The sequence below is a fragment of the Actinomadura parmotrematis genome (genome assembly GCF_019458805.1).
In the GTDB taxonomy this organism is placed as follows: domain Bacteria; phylum Actinomycetota; class Actinomycetes; order Streptosporangiales; family Streptosporangiaceae; genus Spirillospora; species Spirillospora parmotrematis.
Genome location: NZ_JAIBOA010000003.1, coordinates 1 through 20,152, shown reverse-complemented (window position 1 = coordinate 20,152; position 20,152 = coordinate 1). Strand labels below are relative to the sequence as shown.

14 protein-coding genes and 1 tRNA gene are annotated in these 20,152 nt (G+C 72.8%); 5 read left to right on the top strand and 10 right to left on the bottom strand.

From position 1 onward, the window contains the following. Positions 1–36: 36 nt before the first annotated feature. Together K1Y72_RS05090 and K1Y72_RS05085 are read right to left on the bottom strand one after the other, a co-directional pair. On the bottom strand, positions 37–897 hold the full coding sequence (locus K1Y72_RS05090; RefSeq protein ID WP_220163729.1) for an AraC family transcriptional regulator: 861 nt from the start codon (positions 895–897) through the stop codon (positions 37–39). A gap of 835 nt (positions 898–1,732) precedes the next feature. Then, positions 1,733–2,179: a hypothetical protein gene (locus K1Y72_RS05085; protein WP_220163727.1), complete on the bottom strand. Its 447-nt coding sequence runs from the start codon at positions 2,177–2,179 to the stop codon at positions 1,733–1,735. Positions 2,180–2,333: 154 nt separating this feature from the next. Between K1Y72_RS05085 and K1Y72_RS05080 the strand changes: the two genes are divergently transcribed. From K1Y72_RS05080 to K1Y72_RS05060, 5 genes are all read left to right on the top strand, one after another. Beyond that, a complete protein-coding gene (locus tag K1Y72_RS05080) occupies positions 2,334–3,140 on the top strand; it encodes a hypothetical protein (RefSeq protein ID WP_220163725.1) in 807 nt (268 codons plus the stop codon). Positions 3,141–3,348: 208 nt separating this feature from the next. Continuing rightward, positions 3,349–3,810, top strand: coding sequence for a hypothetical protein (locus K1Y72_RS05075; protein ID WP_220163723.1), 462 nt, complete (start codon positions 3,349–3,351; stop codon positions 3,808–3,810). A gap of 434 nt (positions 3,811–4,244) precedes the next feature. Continuing rightward, the gene (locus K1Y72_RS05070) at positions 4,245–5,006 is read left to right on the top strand and encodes a glycosyltransferase (RefSeq protein ID WP_220163721.1); all 762 of its coding nucleotides are present in this window, start codon (positions 4,245–4,247) and stop codon (positions 5,004–5,006) included. Continuing rightward, positions 5,003–6,958 (top strand): glycosyltransferase family 39 protein, encoded by a 1,956-nt coding sequence (locus K1Y72_RS05065; protein WP_220163719.1) that lies wholly within the window; start codon positions 5,003–5,005, stop codon positions 6,956–6,958. The genes K1Y72_RS05070 and K1Y72_RS05065 overlap by 4 nt, the downstream gene beginning before the upstream one ends. A gap of 122 nt (positions 6,959–7,080) precedes the next feature. Further along, on the top strand, positions 7,081–8,070 hold the full coding sequence (locus K1Y72_RS05060; protein ID WP_220163717.1) for a DUF5954 family protein: 990 nt from the start codon (positions 7,081–7,083) through the stop codon (positions 8,068–8,070). 52 nt (positions 8,071–8,122) lie between these two features. Here the strand turns inward: K1Y72_RS05060 and K1Y72_RS05055 are convergent. From K1Y72_RS05055 to dnaN, 8 genes are all read right to left on the bottom strand, one after another. Next, positions 8,123–8,196: transfer RNA gene (locus tag K1Y72_RS05055), tRNA-Ile, on the bottom strand. Positions 8,197–8,277: 81 nt separating this feature from the next. Beyond that, complete coding sequence (locus K1Y72_RS05050) at positions 8,278–9,201, bottom strand: DUF3566 domain-containing protein (protein WP_308286905.1); 924 nt, start codon at positions 9,199–9,201, stop codon at positions 8,278–8,280. Positions 9,202–9,237: 36 nt separating this feature from the next. Further along, positions 9,238–11,754: a DNA gyrase subunit A gene (gene gyrA / locus K1Y72_RS05045; RefSeq protein WP_220163715.1), complete on the bottom strand. Its 2,517-nt coding sequence runs from the start codon at positions 11,752–11,754 to the stop codon at positions 9,238–9,240. A 52-nt stretch (positions 11,755–11,806) separates the two neighbouring features. Continuing rightward, a complete protein-coding gene (gene gyrB, locus K1Y72_RS05040) occupies positions 11,807–13,750 on the bottom strand; it encodes a DNA topoisomerase (ATP-hydrolyzing) subunit B (RefSeq protein ID WP_220163712.1) in 1,944 nt (647 codons plus the stop codon). Between the two features lie 456 nt (positions 13,751–14,206). Next, positions 14,207–14,752 carry a DciA family protein gene (locus K1Y72_RS05035; protein ID WP_220163710.1) on the bottom strand — a complete coding sequence of 182 codons (546 nt, stop codon included), beginning with the start codon at positions 14,750–14,752 and terminating at the stop codon, positions 14,207–14,209. Next, entirely contained in the window at positions 14,749–15,909 is a 1,161-nt protein-coding gene (gene recF / locus K1Y72_RS05030; protein ID WP_220163708.1) for a DNA replication/repair protein RecF, read from the bottom strand. Before recF ends, K1Y72_RS05035 begins: the two co-directional genes overlap by 4 nt. A gap of 356 nt (positions 15,910–16,265) precedes the next feature. Further along, positions 16,266–17,186, bottom strand: coding sequence for a phosphogluconate dehydrogenase (NAD(+)-dependent, decarboxylating) (gnd, locus tag K1Y72_RS05025; protein WP_220163706.1), 921 nt, complete (start codon positions 17,184–17,186; stop codon positions 16,266–16,268). Between the two features lie 106 nt (positions 17,187–17,292). Continuing rightward, positions 17,293–18,426 (bottom strand): DNA polymerase III subunit beta, encoded by a 1,134-nt coding sequence (dnaN, locus tag K1Y72_RS05020; protein WP_220163703.1) that lies wholly within the window; start codon positions 18,424–18,426, stop codon positions 17,293–17,295. Positions 18,427–20,152: the final 1,726 nt, after the last annotated feature.

The following is a 20,152-nucleotide window of genomic DNA, read 5'->3' as shown; positions in this document are numbered from 1 at the left end:
CTCGGACGCGGCCCGCCGGGGTGGGGCCGCCGCCGGTCATTCTGCGGGACGGGCGGCGGGGACGTCTTGAACGCCGTTGCGGTACGCGCCGGGCGTCACCCCGAGGACGCGCCGGAACCAGCGGGTGAGGTGCGCCTGGTCGGCGAACCCGGCGAGCGCCGCGGCCTCGGCGGGGCGGCGCCCGGCGTCCAGCAGCGCGCGCGCACGGTGGACGCGGTGCTGGGCGAGCCACGCGTAGGGCGGCATTCCGGCCGACGCGCGGAACGTGCGGAGCAACCGGTAGCGGGACATGCCGAGGTCGGCGGCGAGGTCGCCGAGGGTGGGCGGGTCCTGCACCTGCTCGGCGAGGCGCGCCTTGACGGCGCGCGCGACGTCGCGGCCGGGCGCCTCCGGCGGAGCGGCGGCGCCGCCGTGCCGGCGGGCGAGGCCGCCGAGCAGCAGCAGGAGCCGGGACTCGGCCTCCAGCGGCTCGGCGCCGCCGCGGAGGGCGCGGTGCGCGGCGCGCAGGGCGGTCGCGAGCGGCGGATCGTCGATCACCGGGCCGTGGAAGCGGGGGAGGCCGAGGCCGAGCGAGCGGAGCAGCGGCTCCCCCGGGTACAGCGCGAGGTAGGCGTACCCCTCGGGCCCGGCGGGACCGCCGGTGTGGGCCGCGCCGGGCTCGACGACGATGATCGCGCCGGGCCCCGAGACGATCCGCTCGCCCCGGTGGCGCATGGTCTCCGCCCCCTCCAGGCATACGCCGATCGCGTACTCGTCGTGGGTGTGGGGCGCGTAGTGGTGGCGGCCGAAGCGGGCGTCCAGCAGGTCGAGCGGCGCGGCGTCCGGGAGGACGGGGACACGGGTCCACTCGGCCCGGTCGGGGCGCCGGTCGGGGGGCTGGACGGGGGGCGTGCTCACGGCGCCATCCACTCACGCCGGAACGCCGCGCGTCCAGCCGGGGAACCCGGTTGTCCACAGGCTGGGGACGGAGTTACCCACAGGCGCGGGGCCTGTCCCGCAAGGGGTTCGGGGAAACGTATCCACAGCGTGATCCCCAAGTGGCGGGGGTTTCGCGGCGCCGACCGGCCGCCTGTGGACAACACTGGCGCCGGACCCGTTGTCCACAGGTTGTGGATAACCTTCGTGCACAGGCTGTGGGCGGACGGCGCAGCCGTCGTCCACCGCTCCATCCCCAGATCATGGACCTGTGCACAACCCGCTCGTCCACCGGTGGACAACCCTGTGACCAGGCGTTCGATGCCGAACCGTAGCGAACTGCGTACACGCTGTGCACAGACTGTGGACAACCGCCCTCCACAGGCCGGATGATCTGGGGACAACGTTGTCCACCGGTCGTCCCCAGCCTTGTCCCCAGATCATCGGGCGGTGTGCGCAGGGGTCCACGATCGCGGCCGCGCGGCCGTCCCACCAGGCGACACACCGGAGGCATTCCGGCGGTTTTCCACAGATCGCCCGCCCGCGCGAGCCGGAAAAGGGGCGCGGCGAACGCCCTGATGAACGCGGGATTGCAGCCCCGGAAACCCTGCGGAAAGCGGGTTCCGCTTCCGCCACACCGGCATCAATGGGCACGCGGATTGGCAGGGCCGGGACTTTGTACACAGGAATTCTCCACATCCTGTGGATAACCCGGAACGGCGCGGCAATGGCCGCCGCCGCGTTCCCCACCACCACCCTGACCCGCGCGGGGCCGCCGCTCCATACGCCACTCCGGGGGCGGCGCGCCTTTCCGGCGTCAGACCGCCGGCGGCGCCATGGCCGCCATCCCGCGCGCCTGCGCGACCACGCCCGCGGCCCAGGCACTCGTCTGCGGGCCGCCCGGGAACTGCATGCTGTGGTGGAATCCGTCCCCCGTCACGGAGATGGAGACGAATCCCGAGTAACGGCGCTCCTTCATCAGCAGGAACAGCAACCCCAGCAGGCAGAACCAGACGAACAGGATCGTGAGCACGATGGCGACCGCCGGAATGCCCTCGCTGACCTGGGTCGAGTCCTGCACATTCCACATCGAGCCGCGCAGCGGATAGCGCCCGTGCGGGAGAAGGACGTGGGAGCGGGTGACGCCCGTGTCGCCGATCTGCAGCAGAACGGGCTCCTGCCCCGCCGGGGCCAGGCCGCGCCCGTCGGTGGACGGCCCGGGATACCCCCACTGCGGCTGCTCGCTGTACCGGTACGGATCCATGCGGTCCCCCGTCCTCGCCCGACACCCCATGATCACAGCTTCCGCGGGCGCGCCGGAAGGCATCGCTCCCGTCCGTGACGGAGTCGATACCGGCGTCCCTTGACAGCGGATAAGCCTTCGCAGGTCACAGCCTCTTTCGCCGAGAATGGGCTCTATGACCTCCTCACGCGCCGGCCGTCCGCTCAGCCGGGAGGCGGCGACGGCCCTCGCCCGCGAGTTCCACCAGGAGGACGCCGCGGCAGGCTGGACCCGCCTGGACGGGTTGACCAGCGCCGACTGGCCGCGCCTCGCCGCGGCGCTGCGCAGCCGCGACCTCCGGTCGTCCCGGCTCCCCTGGAACGCGCCGCCTCCCGCCGACGCGTTCGAGGCGCTCCTCATGGCCTGCTCGCACAACGGCCACCTGCGCGAGCGCGCCCTCACCTCGCGGTACTTCACCGGCGCGTTCCACGGTGACGTCCGGCTGCTGCCGATCGCCGTCGTGTGCGCCACCGACCACGTCCCCCAGGTCCGCGAGGCCGCCCGCCGGTCGCTCGAACGGCTGCTGGGGAAGGCCGACCTTCCCGGGACGGTGGAAGCGGCCGACATCGCGTCCCTGCTGGCCGGGCGCTCCCGGGGCGACGCCGCCGCCCTGACGGTGGCGATCCTCCGCCGCGAAGTCCCCGGCCTCCTGGAGGCGGCGCGCACGGCGGGCGGCCCGCGCCTGCGCCGCGTCGCCCTGCGCCTGTGGCTGGAGCAGGACCCGGCCCCCGAGGACCTCACCGCCGCAGCGCTGGCGGAGAAGGACACGCTCGCCCGGACCGCCTACGCCGAGGCCGTCGAGGCGAGCGGCCGCGCGGCGTGCGCTGTCGCGCCGACCGTTCTGGTGGAGCCAGGCAGGCCCCTCCCACCCGGGGGCGGACCATACATCCATTGTCGAATGCCCAGGTCAGGGCGGGGAAGAGTTCTCGCGAACTGTGGATAACCCGCCCGCTCCGAGCGTCCCGCTCCACCGAGCGCGTGCCCTTGCCGCGCTGCGCGCGGCAAGGGCGCGGCAGGCGCGGCAGGCGCGGTACGGGCGGGAGATGGAGCATCTGGCAGTGCAGCGCTTAGCGGGGTGAGCGGCTCAGCAGACAGCAAGTGGCAGGCGTCAGCGGTGAGCGGCCGGCGACGCGTCGGATGCGGGGCGGCTGGTGCCGTTCCTGGGCGATGCGCGGCCCGCCGTCCGGGCCGCGGCCGTGCGCGCCCTCGACCGGCTCGGCGAGCTGCCGGACCACGCCGCCTTCATGATCACCGATCCGTCGGCGCGGGTCGTCAAGGCGGTCGCCCGCGCCCTGCCGCACGCGCCGTCCCCCGCGCGCCTCCGCGAGCTGGTCGCGCCCGGCCGGCCGCCGCACGTGCGGCGGAACGCGTTCTGGCTGCTCACGCACGGGCCGCTGTGGACGCGGATCGGCGCCGACCTCCTCCTCGCCGACGACCCGCAGCTCGGCGACGCCGCCCGCGACGACCTGCGGCGCCTGGTACGGGACGGCGGCCACCTGCCGTTCACGCCGCCCCCGCCGGAGCTGGCGGACCACCTGCGGCGCGCCCGCCTCGAACCGCCCTTGGAGGCGCACCTCCGCCGGCTGCTGGGGGCCGGCGCCCGCCGGTCGTGAACGCCACCACCCTCCCTGCCTGTGGATAACTTTCGTCCACAGGCGGCGGCGCCTGTGGACGGAGAGTTATCCACCGGTCGCCCTCGGAGCAGGGGTTTTCCCACAATCCGAGCATCGGACGTCGCCGCAGGTCAGAGCGCGAAGACGGGCGGTGATCCCGTGTTGTCCACAACCTGTGGACAACCTGTGTCCACAGAACCCGATTCCAGTGGACAACGGTCGTCCACCGGTTATCCGCAGCGTCGTCCCCAGATCATCTCGCTGTCCACAGTGTGGATACAGCGCGGCGCGCGATCCGTGGACGCCTGTGACGGCGGCCTCTCATCGCCCGCCCAGACCGCCGGCGTTCCATGAGACCCAGATGAAAGCGACTCTTCGGCCCGTCTCATCAGCGCCTCAGCCGCCGCACAGACCCGCCGCCGAACGTGGACGGCATGAGCCTGGTAGAGATCGTCATCCCCGTGTACAACGAGGAGCGGGTGCTGGAGGCGAGCGTCCTCCGGCTGTACGCCTTCCTGCGCGCCGACCTGCCCTACGACTTCGTCATCACGGTCGCCGACAACGCCAGCACCGACACCACGTGGAACGTGGCGTCCCGGCTGGCCGAGACGCTGCCGCACGTGCGCGCCGTCCACCTGGACCGCAAGGGCCGGGGCCGCGCGCTGCGGCGCGTGTGGTCGGAGAGCTCCGCCGACGTCGTCGCCTACATGGACGTGGACCTGTCGACCGACCTGGACGCGTTCCTCCCGCTCGTCATGCCGCTCCTCTCGGGCCACAGCGACCTGGCGATCGGATCGCGGCTCGCCCGCGGCGCCCGGGTCGTGCGCGGCCCGAAGCGCGAGTTCATCTCCCGCTCCTACAACCTGCTCCTCCGCACCCTGATGCGGGCGCACTTCACCGACGCCCAGTGCGGCTTCAAGGCCGGCCGGACCGAGGTCGTGCAGGCCCTGCTGCCCGCGGTGCAGGACGAGGAGTGGTTCTTCGACACCGAGCTGCTGCTCCTCGCCGAGCGGCTCGGCCTGCGCGTCCACGAGGTCCCGGTGGACTGGACCGACGACCCCGACAGCCGCGTCGACATCGTCCGCACCGCCCTCGACGACCTGCGCGGCATGGCGCGGGTCCGCCGCGAGATCCGGCGGGGCCGCTTCACCGCCGCCGTCCCCTCGCCCCGCGCCCGCGACCGGGTGGCGGCATGACGGCGGCGACGGCCGAGGCGCCGACCACCGCCGCGCCCGCCCGCACCGAGCCCCGGCACGCCGCCCGCGCCCCGCTGTGGACGCGCGGCGCCCTCGCCGCGATCCTGCTCCTCGCCGCCTTCCTGTACGGGTGGGGCGTCTGGGACCAGACCGGCAACTCCTACTACTCGGCGGCCGTCCTGTCCGGCACGCAGAGCTGGAAGGCGTTCTTCTACGGGGCGCTCGACGCCGGCTCGTTCATCACGGTGGACAAGCCGCCGCTGTCGCTCTGGGTGCAGTCCCTCACCGCGCGCGCCGTCGGGGTGAACGGCTGGAGCCTCGTCGGCCCGTCGGTGGTGATGGGCGTCGCGTCGGTGGCGCTGCTGTACGCCACGGTGCGGCGCGTGTTCGGCCGCACCGCCGGGCTCGTCGCGGCGCTCGTCCTGGCGCTGACGCCGATCACGGTGGCGATCGACCGGGACAACAACCCCGACACGCTCCTCGTGCTGCTGCTCGTCGCGGCGGCCTGGGCGCTGCAGCGCGCCGTGCACACCGGGCGGCTCCGCTGGCTCCAGCTCTGCGCGCTGTTCGTCGGGCTCGCCTTCAACACCAAGATGCTGCAGGGGTTCCTGGTCCTGCCGGCGTTCGCGCTGGTCTACCTGCTGTGCGCGCCGGGCGGCGTGCTGCGCCGGGTCGGGCACCTCGCGGGGGCGGGTGTCATCCTGGCGCTGGCGTCGTCCTGGTGGATGGTCATCGTCGACGCGGTCCCGGCCGCCAACCGCCCGTTCATCGGCGGCAGCACCGACGGCACCGTCTGGGACCTCGTCATCGGCTACAACGGCCTCGGCCGCATCTTCGGCGAATCCGCCGGCAACGGCGGGATGGGCAACGGCGCCGGTTTCGGCGGCGCCGCCGGGATCGGCCGCCTGTTCAACACCACGATGGGCGCGCAGATCTCCTGGCTGCTGCCGTTCGCCGCGATCGCCCTGATCGCGGGCCTGGTGCGATGCGGGCGCAGCCCGCGCACCGACCGTGCGCGCGCGGCGCTGCTGATGTGGGGCGGCTGGGCGGCCGTGCACTTCCTCGTCTTCAGCCTGAGCGAGGGCACCTTCCACCCCTACTACACGACCGCGCTCGCGCCGGCCGTCGCCGCCCTGACGGGGGCGGGCGTCGCCGCCATGCTGACGGCGCCGCGCAGGCTCGCGTGGACGCTGCCGGTCGCGTTCGCGGTCACCGGCGCGTGGGCGTTCGCGCTGCTGCGGCGGACCCCGGACTGGCACCCGTGGCTGGCCTGGACGGTCCTCACGGTCTCCTCGCTCGCGGCGGGCGTCCTGCTGGTCGCGCTGCTCGGGCCGCGCGCCCGCCGGCGGCTGGCCGTGGGGGCGGCCGCCGCCGGCCTCCTCGCGGCCCTGACGGGACCGGCGGCCTACGCCGCGTCCACGGCCCTGTCGGGCGCGACCAACGGCACGAACCCGACGGCGCGCGTGGGCTCGTCGTCCGGGGCGGGCATGGGCATGGGGATGGGCGGCCCCGGCGGCGGACGAGGCGGCTCCCAGCCGCCCTCCGGCGACCAGGCCCCGGCGAACGCCCAGTCCGGCGAACGGCCCTCGGGCGGCATGCGCGGCGGCGGTGGCGGGGGCCAGGCCAGTAGCACCCTCACCTCCTACCTGGTGAAGAACCAGGGGAACGCCACATGGCTGGTCGCGGTGTCCAGCGCGCAGTCCGCGTCGTCGCTGATCCTGCAGACCGGGAAGCCCGTCATCGCGATGGGCGGCTTCTCCGGCTCGGACCCGGCGATGACCGTTACCAAGCTCAAGGACTACGTGGAGACCGGGAAGCTGAAGTACGTCCTGATCGACGGCGACCGCGGCGGGAACAGCGAGGTCGCCGCCTGGGTGAAGGCGAACGGCACGGCCGTCACCTACGACGGCTCCTCGTCCGGCTCCGGCACCCTCTACGAGCTCGGTTCCTGACCTCGGCCCCGCGCCCCCGCCGCACGACGGCGGGGGCGCCGCCTACCGTCCGTCAGCACTTCCTGCGGTCAGTAGCGGCAAAGCCTGAGCGGACCGGGCCGCCGGGCGCCACGATGAAGGATGTGGACGCCTCCAGCATGCCCGCCTACAACATGATCAACATCACCGGCGTCGTCGGCGACGACCCGCTGGACGCCCTGCGCGCCCATCAGGCCGCGCTCAGCGCCCACGCGCACCCGCAGCTGCGCGTGCTCGGCCACCCCCGGTTCGGCGCCGCCGAGCAGACCGAGGGCCGGTGGCGGCTGCTGTTCGGCGGCGACAACAGCCCCGAGCACGCCCGCCGCACGCTGGCGTCGAGGATCCGCGGCACCGTCCGGCCCGACGACCCCGACGAGCTGCCCGCCTCCCGGTTCCCCAACCTGGTCCCCGAGGACGAGCGGCCCGCCCTGCGCGAGGCGTTCGGCGCCGAGCTCCGCGCGCTCGTCGAGCGCATCGACCCCGAGCTCGGCGGCGACACCGGCGCCGAGTGGGCGGTCGGCGGCCGCCGCTACCGGATCGTGCGCAGCCCTGCGCTCATGCGCTTCGGCCCCGAGGGCCCCGAACCCGTCCACGACACCGACACCGACCCGCCGCCCGGCCTGCCCGGCCGCGACCCCCAGCACTGGTTCGTCCTGGACCCGGCCGCCCCCACCACCCTCACCGACGGCCTCCTCCGCATGGAGATCTGCCGGGGCCCCGGCGGCCCCGAGCAGGACGCCCACCCGGGCGTGGTGCTGCTGCCCGTCCGCTTCCTATTCGTGCGGCGCGGCCCCGACGGGTGGATCCCCACCATCTGGGAGGAGGCCGGCCCGGGCCTCGCCCGCCACCGGGTGATCGACTACCTGCGCCACACCGGCGACCCCCGCTTCCGCGAGCTGACCGGCACCACCGACGAGGACGTCGCCCAGGCCGCCCGCGACGCCGACGCCCTGGAGGCCGCCGACCAGGCCGCCGACGTCACGATCGAGGACGAGCCCCACCGCCTGTGCCGCCTGATGCCGATCCTGCGCGTCGGCCCCGACGGCCCCGAACCCGTCCGCCCGGAGGACGAGGCCCTGAACGAGTACTTCTGACCCGAACGCGAAAGGCCCCCGCCGGTTCCCCGGCGGGGGCCTTCCACTGCGGTGGGCGTACCAGGACTTGAACCTGGGGCCTCATCCTTATCAGGGATGCGCTCTAACCGACTGAGCTATACGCCCGCACCTCGCGGCCGCCTTCCGGCGGCGCAAGGAGAGATTACCGCATCCCAGGATGCGACCGGTAATCCATTGCGGGGGCCGTCACTCGGCCTCCTTGAGGGTCACCTCCACGCCTCCGACGAGGTCGGCGGCCAGGTTGTAGATGACCGAGCCGACGGTGGAGAGCGCCGTCACGAGAAGCACGTTGAGGGCGCCGACGAGCACCGTGTAGCCGAAGATGCGGGCGAAGGAGAACCAGCTGCCGGCGTCCACGCCGCCCGAGGTCTCGCCGGGGCGGCGGGTGAGGCTGTTGACGGTGTCGCCGATGGCGTCGAAGACGCCGAGGCCCGCCAGGATCATGTAGAGGACGACCACGGCGACGAGCAGCACGACGAAGCAGACCAGCGACATCACGAAGCTGAACTTCATCACCGACCAGGGCTCCAGCCGGGCGAGCTGCAGCTGGGCCTTGCGGGCGGGCTTGCCCGCGCCGGCCGGGGCCGCGGCGTCGGTGTCGGGCTGCGGGCGGCCGGCCGGGGCGGGGCCCGCGGAGTTGTTCACGGGCCGGTCCTTCAGCGCGGTGCCGAGCGGGCCGGACGACGCGGACGGCGCGCCGCCGGACACCTCGCGGCGCCCGAACGGCTTGTCGGTGCGGGTCGTCGACATCGACGCGGCCGGCTCGGCCGGCGTGGTCCAGGACGGCTCGGGGTCGTCGCGGACCGGCGCGACCGGCTTGTCGTCGGGCTCGGGCCGCGCCGTGGCCTCGGGCGCGGTCGGCGGCACGGCGTCGACGACGGTGCCGGCGTCCTTGGCCGCGCTCTTGCCCGCGCCGTTGGACGCGGCCGGCACGGCGCCCAGGTCGGGCGTCGTCTCGTCCACCGGGGTGATCTCGACGGCCGTGTCGTCCCGGCCGGGCGCGGCGGAGGCGGGCGCCGCCCGCTCGGCGCCGTTGCCGGCCGCACCGGCCTCGGCGCCGTCCGCGGGTCCGTCCGTCCGGCCCTTGTTCTTGCCGGGCTGGGTGCTCACGTGTCCTCCTGGCCTTGCGCGGGATCAGGGGCCGCGTCACTCGGCGGTGTCACCGGCCCCCTCCTCCTCCGCGTCGTCCGAGTCCACCATGGACTCTACGTTCCGCGCGATGGCGACGATGCCGGCCTTGTCGGCGAGACTCATCAGCCGGACGCCCATGGTCTGCCGGCCCGACTGCTTGATCTCGGCCGCGCTGGTCCGGATGACGCCGCCGTTCGACGTCATGGCGAACACCTCGTCCTCCGGGCCCACCATCAGTGCCCCCACCAACCTGCCGCGCGATTCCACGATCTTAGCGGTGAGAACTCCCTTGCCCCCACGACCTTGCCGCGGGTACTGCCCGACGGGGGTGCGCTTGGCGTAGCCGCCGACGGTCGCGACGAGGACGTTCTGGTCCTCCTCGTGCACGACCAGCATGTTCAGGACGACCTGCTCGCCCTCGAAGCGCATCCCGATGACGCCCGAGGTGGCGCGGCCCATCGGCCGCAGCGAGTCGTCGGAGGCGCTGAACCGGATCGACTGGGCGCCGGTCGACACCATCAGCAGGTCGTCGTCGGGCGAGACCAGGCGGGCCGCGATGACCTCGTCGTCGTCGATCAGGTTGATCGCGATGATGCCGCCGGTGCGCGGCGAGTCGAAGTCGCGGAGCGCGGTCTTCTTGACCCGGCCCTTCTTGGTGGCGAGCACCAGGTAGGGCGCGACGTCGTAGTCGCGCAGGTCCATGACCTGGGCGATGTGCTCGTCGGGTTGGAACGCCAGCAGGTTCGCCACGTGCTGGCCGCGGGCGTCGCGGCCCGAGTCGGGCAGCTCGTAGGCCTTGGCCCGGTACACGCGGCCCTTGTTGGTGAAGAACAGGATCCAGTGGTGCGTCGTGGTGACGAAGAACTGGTCGACGATGTCGTCCTGCTTCAGCTGCGCGCCGCGCACGCCCTTGCCGCCGCGCCGCTGCGCCCGGTACTGGTCGGTGCGGGTGCGCTTGGCGTAGCCGCCGCGGGTGATCGTGACGACGATGTCCTCCTCGGCGATGAGGTCCTCGTAGGACACGTCGCCGTCGAAGGGGATGATCTGGGTGCGGCGGTCGTCGCCGAACTTGTCCACGATCGGGTCGAGCTCCTCGCCGACGATGCGGCGCTGCCGGTCGGGCGAGGCGAGGATGTCGTTGTAGTCGGTGATCTCCGCCATGAGCTTGTCGAACTCGTCGGTGATCGCCTGGCGTTCCAGGGCGGCGAGCTTGCGCAGCTGCATGTCGAGGATGGCCTGCGCCTGGACCTCGTCGATCTCCAGCAGGTCCATCAGGCCGCGCTGGGCCTCCGACGCCGACGGCGAGCGGCGGATGAGCGCGATGACGTCGTCGATGCGGTCGAGCGCCTTCAGCAGCGCGCGCAGGATGTGGGCGCGCTCCTCGGCCTTGCGGAGCAGGAACCGGGTGCGGCGGACGATGACGTCGATCTGGTGGGCGACCCAGTGCCGGATGAACTGGTCGAGGCGGAGCGTGCGCGGCACGCCGTCGACCAGCGCGAGCATGTTCGCGCCGAAGGTCTCCTGGAGCTGGGTGTGCTTGTACAGGTTGTTGAGGACGACCTTGGCGACGGCGTCGCGCTTCAGCACGATGACGAGGCGCTGGCCGGTGCGGCCGGAGGTCTCGTCGCGGACGTCGGCGATGCCGTCGAGCTTGCCGTCCTTGACCAGCTCGGCGATCTTCAGCGCGAGGTTGTCCGGGTTGACCTGGTAGGGCAGCTCGGTGACGACGAGGCAGGTGCGGTTCTGGATCTCCTCGACCTCGACGACCGCGCGCATCGTGATGGAGCCGCGCCCGGTGCGGTACGCCTCCTCGATGCCCTTGCGGCCGACGATGAGGCCGGCCGTCGGGAAGTCCGGGCCCTTGATCCGCTCGATGAGGGCGTCGAGGAGCTCGTCGTCGGAGGCGCCGTAGTTGTCCAGGAACCAGCGGACGCCCTCGCCGACCTCGCGCAGGTTGTGCGGCGGGATGTTGGTCGCCATGCCGACGGCGATGCCGGCGGCGCCGTTGACGAGCAGGTTCGGGTACCGCGACGGCATGACGTCGGGCTCGGCGGACCGGCCGTCGTAGTTGGGGGAGAAGTCGACGGTCTCCTTGTCGATGTCGCGGAGGAGCTCCATCGCCAGGGGGGCCATGCGGCACTCGGTGTAGCGCATGGCGGCCGCCGGGTCGTTGCCGCGCGACCCGAAGTTGCCGTTGCCGTCGACCAGCGGGTAGCGCAGCGACCAGGGCTGCGCGAGGCGGACCAGGGCGTCGTAGATGGCCGAGTCGCCGTGCGGGTGGTAGTTGCCCATGACGTCGCCGACGACGCGGGCGCACTTGAAATAGCCGCGGTCGGGCCGGTACCCGCCGTCGTACATCGCGTACAGCACGCGCCGGTGCACCGGCTTCAGCCCGTCGCGGACCTCCGGCAGCGCGCGCGCGACGATGACCGACATCGCGTAGTCCAGGTAGGACTTCTGCATCGACGCCTGGAGATCGACCGGCTCGATCCGCTCGCCCGGGGCGCCGCCCTCGGTGGTCACGTCCGTCACTGTGCAAGACCTCTTCTACGTGGTGGAAAGGGAGCTCGTCGCCGCCGGGGGCTCAGATGTCGAGGAAGCGCACGTCCTTGGCGTTGCGCTGGATGAACTCGCGGCGGGGTTCGACCTCCTCGCCCATGAGCACGCTGAACAGCTCGTCGGCCTGGGCGGCGTCGTCGAGCTGGACCTGCAGCAGGACCCGCTTGTCGGGGTCCATGGTGGTGTCCCACAGCTCGCTCGCGTTCATCTCGCCGAGGCCCTTGAAGCGCTGGACCTGGTCGCGCGGGCGCGGGTCGCGCTTGCCGGCCGCGATGCCCGCCTCGATGATCGAGTCGCGCTCGGAGTCGGAGTAGGCGTAGTCGGCGTCGGTGCCGCGGGCGTCCCACTTGATCTTGTAGAGCGGGGGCTGCGACAGGTACACGTGGCCGGCCTCGATGAGCGGCTTCATGAACCGGAACAGCAGCGTGAGCAGCAGCGTGTTGATGTGGTGGCCGTCGACGTCGGCGTCCGACATCAGAATGATCTTGTGGTAGCGCAGCTTGGCGATGTCGAACTCGTCGTGCACCCCGGTGCCGAGCGCGGTGATGATCGCCTGCACCTCGTTGTTCTTGAGGATGCGGTCGATGCGCGCCTTCTCGACGTTCAGGATCTTGCCGCGGATCGGCAGGATGGCCTGGTACATCGGGTTGCGGCCGCCCTTGGCCGAGCCGCCCGCCGAGTCGCCCTCGACGATGTACACCTCGGACCTGGCCGGGTCGGTGGACTGGCAGTCCGACAGCTTGCCCGGCAGGGACGTCGACTCCAGCAGGCTCTTGCGGCGGGTGAGGTCGCGGGCCTGGCGGGCCGCGACGCGGGCGCGCGCCGCCTGCGTCGCCTTGTTGATGATCTCCTTGGCCTCGCCGGGGTTCTCCTCGAACCAGTCGCGCAGGTGCTCGTTGCACGCCTTCTGCACGAACGACTTGGCCTCGGTGTTGCCGAGCTTGGTCTTGGTCTGGCCCTCGAACTGCGGGTCGGACAGCTTGATCGAGATGATCGCCGTGAGGCCCTCGCGGACGTCCTCGCCGGTCAGGTTGTCGTCCTTGTCGCGCAGCAGGCCCTTCTCGCGCGCGTACCGGTTGACGATCGTGGTGAGCGCGGCGCGGAAGCCCTCCTCGTGGGTGCCGCCCTCCGCCGTGTTGATCGTGTTGGCGAAGGTGTGCACCGACTCGGCGTAGGAGGCGTTCCACTGCATGGCGATCTCGACCGACATGCCCTCGGTGTCGTCGCTCAGGTAGACGACCGACTCGTGGACGGCCTCCTTGCGCGCGTTGAGGTAGCGGACGAAGTCCTCGATGCCGCCCTCGTAGTGGTACCGCACCGTGATGGGGTCGCCCTCTTCGGAGCGGTGGTCCTCGCGCTCGTCGGTCAGCTCGATCGACAGGCCGCGGTTCAGGAACGCCATCTCCTGCATGCGGCGCGAGAGCGTCTCGAAGTTCCACTCGAGGGTCTCGAAGATGTCGCCGTCCGGCCAGAAGGTGATCTGGGTGCCGGTCTCCTCGGTGGGCTCGCCCTGCTCCAGCGGCCCTTCGGCGCCGCGCCAGTTGTAGGACTGGCGCCAGTAGTGGCCGTCGGTGCGGACCTCGGCCTCCAGGCGGGTCGACAGCGCGTTCACCACGGCCGAGCCGACGCCGTGCAGGCCGCCGGACACCGCGTAGGACTGGCTGTCGAACTTGCCGCCCGCGTGCAGCGTGGTCAGCACGAGCTCGATGGCGGGCCGCTTCTCGACGGGGTGCATGCCGACCGGGATGCCGCGGCCGTTGTCCTTCACCCGGACGCCGCCGTCGGCCAGCAGGGTCACCTCGATGGCGTCGGCGTGGCCGGCCAGGGCCTCGTCGACCGAGTTGTCGACGATCTCGTAGACGAGGTGGTGCAGCCCCCGTTCACCGGTCGAGCCGATGTACATGCCCGGGCGCTTGCGCACCGCCTCGAGCCCTTCGAGGACAGTGATCGAACTAGCGTCGTACGCCAAAGGAAGATCCTCCTGCCGGGGAAGCGTGCCGCCCCCCGCGCCCTCGCCGGGCGCGGTGTGCCCCGTAACACACGTAAGGGCGCCTGGCCCCCGATCTGCCGATCAGGGAGTCCCGGGGCGACCCATGGCGGCCCAGCATCCTGAACCCGCTTTCATTCTACCGGGTGATGGACCGAAAAGTGGCACTGACGGACGCTGTGCGCACGTGTGGCGCCCTGGCGGGCAAGGAGCCACATCCCCCCTTTCACCCTGGGGGGTTCTCGGGCCTGTGAGGCCCTCGCAGCGAAAAGACGGTCCAGAAGCCACGAGGAGATGCTCTCACCACCCACTGACATTGTGGGACACGCCACTGACCTGGGGAAACACCGGGGGACCGGGAGGAGATTCCCAACATCGCGGCCCGCGTCCCGTCTTCTGCCAGTCGCAGGCGGCGCGGTCCGCCCGCGGGCGGGCGGGTCAGCGGACGCGCCAGGCGCCCGCGCGGCGCGGGCCCGAGGACGGGCCGACGACCTTCACCTGCTTGACGGTGCCGGCCCCGAGCTCCTCGTTCAGCCGCCGCACGAGCTGGGTGCGCAGCAGGCGCAGCTGGGTCGCCCAGGTGGTGGAGTCGGCGACGACGGTGAGCTCGCCGTCCTCGAACTTCTCCGGCTTGGTGTGCTCGGCGAGCTCGGGGCCGACGATGCCGGGCCAGTTGCCGAAGACGCCGCCGACCGCCGCGCGCTGCTCCCAGCCGCGGGACGCCATCAGGTCGCGGATGGCCGAGCCGAACCGCTGCGGGTCGCCGCCGCGCCCCGGCTGCCGCACCGGGCCGCCGGGGGCGCGCTTCCGCTTGCCCTGGCCGGGCAGCGTGCCGCGCTTGCGGGCGTCGGCCTTGGCCTGCGCGAGCGCCTCGCGGGCCAGCTCGATGCCGGACTTGGCGGGGGCGGCCCCCGCCGCGGGCGGCGCACCGTCCCCAGGCTGTGGACCGCCGGGCTCGGCGCCGGGCGCCGGCTCGTCGCTCACGGCCCCTCCCCCCGCGCCCCGTCCCTCCGCGCCCCGTCCCTCCGCACCTCGCCGTCCGCCACGGTGTAGGCGGCGCCGGTCAGCTCGCCGGGCACGTCGGCGGGCACCGCCGCGGTGATCAGCACCTGCTCGGCGGGCGCGACCATCCCGGCGAGGCGGGCGCGGCGGCCCGCGTCCAGCTCGGCGAACACATCGTCGAGGATCAGCACCGGGTCGTCGCCGTCGGCGCGCAGCAGCTCGAACGCGGCGAGCCGCAGCGCCAGCGCGAACGACCACGACTCGCCGTGGCTGGCGTAGCCGCGGGCGGGCAGGTCGCCGAGCCGCAGCTGCAGCTCGTCGCGGTGCGGGCCGACCAGGCTGACGCCGCGCTCCAGCTCCTGCTTGCGGGCCTCGGCGGCGCCCTTGAGGAGCCGCTCGCCGAGCTGTGCGCGGTCTGTGGACAGCGGCTCGTCGCCGAGGGAGCTCTTGTAGGCGAGGCCGGCCGCGCCGCTGTGCGGGGCGAGCTCGGCGTACGCGCGGGCGACGAGGGGCCGCAGCGCCGCCACGAGCTCCAGGCGGGCCGCGAGCAGGTCGGCGCCAGTGCGGGCCAGGTGGGCGTCCCACACGTCGAGCGTGGCGAGCACCTCGGCGCCGGGGGAGCGGCGGTGCGCGGCCGCCGACCGCAGCAGGGCGTTGCGCTGCTTGACGACCCGCTCGTAGTCGGAGCGGACGGCGGCGAAGCGCGGGGCGCGGGCGGTGAGCAGCTCGTCCATGAAGCGGCGGCGCTCCCCCGGGTCGCCCTTGACCATGGCGAGGTCCTCGGGGGCGAACAGCACCGTCCGCAGCATCCCGAGGATCTCGCGGGGGCGGGGGACGGGCGAGCGGTTCAGCCGGGCCCGGTTCGCCCGGCCCGGGTTGATCTCCAGCTCGATGAGCGCCCGCCGGTCGTCGCGGACCACCCCGGCCCGCACGATGGCGCGCGCCGCGCCCTGCCGGACCAGCGGGGCGTCGGTGGCGGCGCGGTGGCTGCCGTGGGTCGCGACGTAGCCGACGGCCTCGACGAGGTTGGTCTTGCCCTGCCCGTTCGGGCCCACGAAGGCCGTGACGCCCGGCTCCAGCGCGACCTCGGCGGTGGCGTAGGAGCGGAAGTCCTGCAGCGAAAGGTGGGCGACGTGCACGGGACACGAGGGTAGGCCCTCCGGGCCGCCCCGGCGGCCACACCCACCCCACCGGTGCGGTGCGCGGCGCCGCGCTCCCCCGTCCACGCCGCCGTCCACCGCCTGTGGACGCGCGCCGTGCGGCGGCCCGCGCCCCCGGCGCCGTCCCGCACAGCCTGTGGATACCGCCGCGTCGCCGCTGCTCCCGGACGTGCGGGAGGAGAAAGTTCATACACAGGCTGTGGATAACCCAACGGAGGGCAAGGATGCTCCGCTGGTCGGCGGGCCGCGGTGTCCACAGGCCGGGGACGGCGGCGGCCGTCCCGGAGCGGGACGGCCGTGCCGTGCGTCGGTTCCGGGCGCGCCGCCCGGCGGTGTCAGACCTTCGGCGGGTCGACGTCCGCGCCGGGCGCGTCGGCGCCCTTGGCCGACTCGATGGCGTGCCCGCCGAACTGGTTGCGCAGCGCCGCGACGACCTTCATCGCCGGCGAGTCGTCCTGGCGGGACGCGAACCGCGCGAACAGCGAGGCGGTGATGGCGGGCAGCGGCACGGCGTGGTCGACGGCGGCCTGGACCGTCCAGCGGCCCTCGCCCGAGTCGTTGGCGTAGCCGCGCAGCTCGGCGAGCTTCGGGTCGCCGGCGAGCGCGCGGTTCATCAGGTCCAGCAGCCAGGACCGGATGACGGTGCCCTCCTGCCAGGACAGGAACGTCGCCGGCACGTCGGTGACGACGTCGCTCGCCTCCAGCAGCTCGTAGCCCTCGCCGAACGCCTGCATCATCGCGTACTCGATGCCGTTGTGGACCATCTTGGCGAAGTGCCCGGCGCCGATCTTGCCCGAGTGCACGAACCCGAAGTCGCCCTCGGGCTTCAGCGTCTCGAAGATCGGCATGAGCCGGCGCACGCTGTCCTCGGACCCGCCGACCATCAGCGCGTAGCCGTTCTGCAGGCCCCAGACGCCGCCGCTGACGCCGCAGTCGACGAAGCCGATGCCCTTCTCGGCCAGCTCCGCGCCGTGCTTCTGGTCGTCGATGTAGTGCGAGTTGCCGCCGTCGATGACCAGGTCGCCGGACTCCAGCACCTCGCCCAGCCGCGTGACGGTCGCCTGGGTCGGCTCGCCGGCCGGGACCATCACCCACACCACGCGCGGCGCCGCGAGGCGCTGCACGAGCTCCTCGAGGGTGGCGACGTCGCTCACGTCGGGGTTGTTGTCGAAACCGACCACCGTGTGGCCGCCCCGGCGCAGACGTTCGGCCATGTTGCCGCCCATCCGGCCGAGCCCGATCATGCCCAGCTCCATTGGATCTCCCCTGCTCGTCCCCTGCTCACGGCGCGCGGACGGCCTCTCCGTCCCCGGTCGGTCCCCGTGGTATGCCCCGTTGGGGAGTTTTACCCCGACCGGCGGGTCAACCCGACAACCGCACCGGCATGATCAGGTAACGGTAGCCGGGGGTCTCGCCCTCCTGCGGCGGCTTGCCGGTGAGCACGGCCGGCTTCGTCGGCGTCGTGAACGACAGCCGCGCGGTGTCCGAGCCGATCGCGGCGAGGCCGTCGAGCAGGAACCCGGGGTTGAACGCGATGTCGATGTCGTCGCCCTCCAGCGTGGCCTCCAGGGCCTCCACGGCCTGCGCCTCGTCGCCGGTGCCGGCCTCCAGGACGACCTCGCCCTGCCGGAACGACAGCCGCACCGGCGTGTTGCGCTCGGCGACGAGCGACACGCGCTTGACGGCCTCGATGAACTGGCCGGTCGGGATGTCGGCGAGGCCCGCGTACTCGCTCGGCAGCAGCGAGCGGTACTTGACGAAGTCGCCGTCCAGCAGCCGCGAGGTGGTGCGGCGGCCGCCGCCCTCGAAACCGATCATGCCCTCGCCCGCGCCGCCGACGCCCTGCGCGGCCAGCGCGATCTTCACTTCGGCGCCGGAGGTCAGCGACTTGGCGGTGTCGGCGAGGGTCTTGGCGGGCACCAGGGCGACCGCGGAGAAGTCCGGCCGCTCGGGCTTCCAGTGCAGCTCGCGGACGGCCAGCCGGTAGCGGTCGGTGGAGGCGAGGGTGACGGTCTCGCCCTCGATCTCGACCCGGACGCCGGTGAGCATCGGGATCGTGTCGTCGCGGCCGGCGGCGATCGCGACCTGCGACACGGCGGCGGCGAACTCGTCGCTGCCGACGGCGCCCGCGGCGGGCGGCATCTCCGGCAGCGTCGGGTAGTCCTCCACAGGCATCGTCAGCAGTGTGAACTTCGCGCTGCCGCAGCGGAGCATCACCTTGGCGCCGTCGGTGGTCACCTCCACAGGCTGTGGAGGAAGGCTGCGCGAGATCTCGGCGAGCAGGCGGCCCGAGACGAGCGCGCTGCCCGGCTCCTCGGTGTCGATGTCGGCCGACACCTGGGCCGACACCTCGTAGTCGAACGCCGACAGCGTCAGCCGGTCGCCCGCGGCCAGGTGCATGCCGGCGAGGACGGGCACCGGGGGGCGCGCGGGCAGGGTGCGCGCCGTCCAGGCCACGGCGTCGGCCAGGGCGTCTCTGTCGATGCGGAACTTCACGTGACCCGCCTCCTGAGGGTGATGGGACGACATCGGGCTGACTCATGATCGAGTCGGGGTGCGCTCGGGGCGCTTGTCCCCAGGCCCTAAGTCAAGCTGTTCATTTTCCTTGTGAGAGACATGGGGTAGTACTCGTCATAGGGGCTGTGGATACTGTGCACAACCTCTGTTGTCGCAGGTGGGACCGCGTGGCGTCGTCCACAGCCCCGGTGGACAGACGGTGGACGACGAAAAACGATCTGTGGATGACGAATCCTTGCCCACAGGCCGTCCCCAGGTCATCCCCAGAACGATCACAGGTTGTCCACGGGTTATCCGCAGGTTTCCCACCTGTGGACAGGGGTAGTTCTAGCAGACGGGTCCGACGGCGAACTTATCCTCAGCCCGTCCCCAGGACATCCACAGGTTGTCCACGGGTCCGTCCCCATGATGCCGGGTGACCGTCCACAGCGTTCCCCAATCCGTCCACTGCCGGTCCACAGGTTTTCCGCAGGCGGAGCCCGGGTTATCCACAGAGATCCCAGGGTTGTCCACAGCCTGTGGGTAAAACCCGACGAGCGCGGACGAGTCGCCGCCACGGAACGATCAAGCCTGTGTACAGAACCGGACGGTACTGTGCACAGGCTCTCACGGCCGTTGTCCACAGATCGGCGACCTGTGGACGAAACGCGGGCCGCGCGCCGACGATTTTTCCCGATCAAGACTCCGACCTGCGGTTACCCCCTGTGGACAGCGCGCACCGCCCTGTGGACGCACGTTATCCACAGGGCGCGCCTCCCCTTCCGCCCCCGCCGGCCGCCCCGCACACTGGACACAGCCCCCCGTACAGGGGCGTTGCCACCACCTGGAAGCGACCGCACAGAGCAACGCGCAAAGCCGTCCCGGAGGGCGACGGCCTTCGCGCGACGGCCGGGCGCGACGCCCAATGCGGTGGCTGGGCATGGTGGCGAGGACGGCGACGGTTGAGCATGCGGATGAAGGCTGGGGGGTGCCGAGGGCTGAGAGCGCGGTAGCCGAGCGCACGGTGGCAGCCAGGCGTACGGCGACGCACGGCGGTGACTGAACATGCAGCGGCGGCTGAACGTGCGATGACAGCTGGTGCGCGATGACAGCTGGTGCGCGACGGCGCTCAGCGGTGGCTAGGCAGGCGGCCGGACGTTCGGCGGCGCCGTACGTGTGACGCGGCGGCTGGTCGTGCGACGGGCTGGTCGTCTGGCGGCGCCCAGCCCCGGCTGGGCACATGGATGCGGCCGAGCATGCGGCGACGGCGGGGCATGAATGGCGGCTGGTCGTGCAGTGGCTGGTCGTGCGGCGGCTGGTGTGCGGCGGCGCTCAGCAGCGGCGAGGCCGGCGGCCGGACGTTCGGCGGCAGCGTCCGGCTGCGGCCAGCTATGTGGCGGCATGTGGCGTGCGGTTGCGTGTGGCGTGTGCTCGTGGCTCGTGGCTCGTGGCTCGTAGCTCGTGCGCGGGCTCGTGCGCGGGGCTCGTGCTCGTAGCTCGTGGCGGTGGTGGGGCGGGTGGCGTGCGGTGGCGTGCGGGGCGCCTGCGGCGGTGCGGCGTGCGGCGGCGTGCGGCGGCGTGCGGCGGCGTGCGGCATTGTGGCGGCGTGTGACGGCCTACGGCGGTGCGGCGGTGCGGCGGTGCGGCGGTGCGGCGGTGCGGCGTGTGGCGGCGTGCGGTGGCGTGCGGCGTGCGGCGTGCGGCGTGCGGCGGCGCGTGGTGGGGC